The sequence below is a fragment of the Streptomyces sp. NPDC020362 genome (assembly GCF_040642095.1).
Classification (GTDB): domain Bacteria; phylum Actinomycetota; class Actinomycetes; order Streptomycetales; family Streptomycetaceae; genus Streptomyces.
This window is the reverse complement of sequence record NZ_JBFAET010000458.1, coordinates 1-1,996: the sequence shown is the minus strand read 5'-3', so window position 1 is coordinate 1,996 and position 1,996 is coordinate 1. Positions and strand designations below refer to the sequence as shown.

At 71.5% G+C, this 1,996-nt stretch carries 3 protein-coding genes and 1 pseudogene; all 4 read left to right on the top strand.

The genetic code is table 11. The features are described 5' to 3' along the window. A partial coding sequence (locus AB0H32_RS48180; RefSeq protein ID WP_361136055.1) for a hypothetical protein occupies positions 1-194 on the top strand: 194 nt, incomplete at its 5' end. 85 nt (positions 195-279) lie between these two features. Next, on the top strand, positions 280-1,077 hold the full coding sequence (locus AB0H32_RS48175) for a DUF3492 domain-containing protein (protein WP_361136052.1): 798 nt from the start codon (positions 280-282) through the stop codon (positions 1,075-1,077). A 63-nt stretch (positions 1,078-1,140) separates the two neighbouring features. Beyond that, a complete protein-coding gene (locus tag AB0H32_RS48170; protein ID WP_361136049.1) occupies positions 1,141-1,854 on the top strand; it encodes a sugar phosphate nucleotidyltransferase in 714 nt (237 codons plus the stop codon). Positions 1,855-1,861: 7 nt separating this feature from the next. Beyond that, positions 1,862-1,996 (top strand): annotated as a pseudogene (locus tag AB0H32_RS48165) (NAD(P)-dependent oxidoreductase); the annotation flags it as partial.

Here is a 1,996-nt window from a genome sequence, read left to right as displayed (position 1 = left end):
GCAGCGCCTACGCGGGCGAGGTGTCCGGCTGGACCGCCTCCTCGGGCGGTACGCAGACCTTCACCCTGCCGTCCTTGGCCGCGGCCCCGGCCAAGGACGGCAAGGCCGCCACGGCACCGGCCACCCACCCCGCGCCGCACACCAAGGTCCCCGCGGGCGTGACCGGGAAGGTCCCGTACAACCCGGGCAGCTGAACGGCGCACCGAATCGAGGTCCCGGCCGCCCACCGGCGGCCGGGATCCGCACGACCACCCCACTTCTCGGCCGTGGAGCACATCGATGCACGTTCAGCACGGCGCGCGCCACCCCGGCGCGGCGCGCGTCACCCTGCTCACCGAAGGCACCTACCCGCACAGCCACGGCGGCGTCAGCGTCTGGTGCGACCAACTCGTCAAGGGCATGCCCGACCTCGACTTCCACGTCATCGCCGTCACCGGCACCGGACGCGAACCGGTCGCCTGGGAACTGCCCGCCCAGGTCCGCAGCGTGCGATCCGTCCCCATGTGGGGCACCGCGCCCGAGGGCCGTCCGCCCCGGGGCCGCGCGCGCAACCGGCTCGCCGACAGCTATCACGCCAGCTTCGGCACACCCGTGGTCACCCTGAGGCCGTTCAACACCTTCGGGCCGCGCCAGTCCATGCGCGCGGTCATCCCCACCGTCATCGGCCAGGTCGCGGCGGGGGAGCGCACCATTACCCTCGGCGACCTGCGCCCCACCCGGGACTTCACCTACGCCAAGGACACCGCCCGGGCCTTCCTCGCCGTGGGCACCGCGCCCGCCGAACAGGTCGTCGGACGCGCCTTCAACGCCGGTACCGGCAGCGAGATCTCCGTCGGCGACCTCGTCGCCCTCATCGGCAAGGTCATGGACACCGCCCTCGACGTCCGCGCCGACCCCGGGCGCATCCGGCCCGCAGGCTCCGAGGTCATGCGGCTCGTCACCGACACCACCCGGCTCACCGCGGCCACCGGCTGGCAGTCCGCCCACACCCTCGAACAGGGCCTCGCGCACACCGTGGACTTCTTCCGCGACCCGGCGAACCTGGCCCGCTACAAGACCGGCATCTACAACATCTGATCCCGTCCGGCGCGCACGTCCCCCACTTCCCCACATCCATGCAGGACATGAAGGAGGAGTCCCATGCACGCAGTGATCCTGGCGGGAGGCAAGGGCGTCCGGCTGCGGCCCTACACCACCGCTCTGCCCAAACCGCTCGTCCCCATCGGCGACCAGCACGCCATCCTGGAGATCGTGCTGCGCCAGCTGTCGGCCGCGGGCTTCACCCGCTGCACCATAGCGATAGGCCACCTCGGCGAGATCATCCGCGCCTACGTCGGCGACGGCTCCCAGTGGAGCATGTCCGTCGACCACGCCACCGAGGACAGCCCCCTCGGCACCATGGGCCCCCTGCTCACCCTGCGAGACCGGCTGCCCGAGACCTTCCTGGTCATGAACGGCGACGTCCTCACCGACCTCGACTACGCCGACGTGATGCGCCGGCACCGGGCCTCGGCGGCACCGCTGACCATTGCCACCTACGCCCGCAAGGTGCACATCGACTTCGGCGTGCTGACCACCAACGCGAGCAAGGGCGTCGCCTTCACCGAGAAGCCCAGCATGGACTACCGCGTCTCCATGGGCGTCTACGGCGTCAGCCGCTCCACCCTCGACGGCTACACCCCCGGCCTGCCGCTCGGCTTCGACGAACTGGTCCTCGACCTGCTGGCCGCCGAGAACCCGCCGCACGCCTACGAGTTCGAGGGCTATTGGCTGGACATCGGCCGTCCCGACGACTACGACCGGGCCAACGCCGAGTTCACCACCCGCAAGTCGCTTCTCCTCAAGGGAGCCTGAGTACCGCATGCGCATTCTCGTCCTGGGCGGCACCGGATACCTGGGCCGCCATGTGGCCGGCCGGCTGCGCGCCCTGCCCGGCGCGCAGGTCCTCGACGCCGGCCGCTCCGCCACCGCCGAGTTCCGCGTCGATGTCGCCACC

Bases quoted from the DNA above. Each gene is read 5' to 3' on its own strand.
- AB0H32_RS48175 (WP_361136052.1), top strand. From the start codon at position 280: ATGCACGTTCAGCACGGCGCGCGCCACCCCGGCGCGGCGCGCGTCACC.
- AB0H32_RS48170 (WP_361136049.1), top strand. From the start codon at position 1,141: ATGCACGCAGTGATCCTGGCGGGAGGCAAGGGCGTCCGGCTGCGGCCC.